Raw genomic sequence first — 237 nt, forward strand, 5'->3', positions numbered from 1 at the left:
CTAGCATGATCGCGACGGCCGCGCGACGGCCTCTGGCCGCGATCACCGCCGGCGACACGCCGTGCCTGGCACCATTTGTCACCGAAAGCAGGTTGTTGGGGCCGAAAGCCATGTTGATGGAGAAGCAGGCCGGCAGGAAGAGCAGGTAGGCAGACAGGGTCATGGCGTGTCCGTAGATGGAGGTGGGCTCGCAATTATCTGCAGGCTCTAGCTGTCGACGCCACCCTCGGGCATCCG

1 pseudogene is annotated in these 237 nt (G+C 64.1%); it reads right to left on the reverse strand.

The window, feature by feature from the left end:
- Positions 1 to 163 (reverse strand): annotated as a pseudogene (locus tag ACCD11_RS28485) (LysE family translocator); the annotation flags it as partial.
- Between the last annotated feature and the right edge of the window lie 74 nt (positions 164 to 237).

This window comes from Variovorax sp. Varisp36, from assembly GCF_047304235.1.
GTDB lineage: Bacteria > Pseudomonadota > Gammaproteobacteria > Burkholderiales > Burkholderiaceae_C > Variovorax.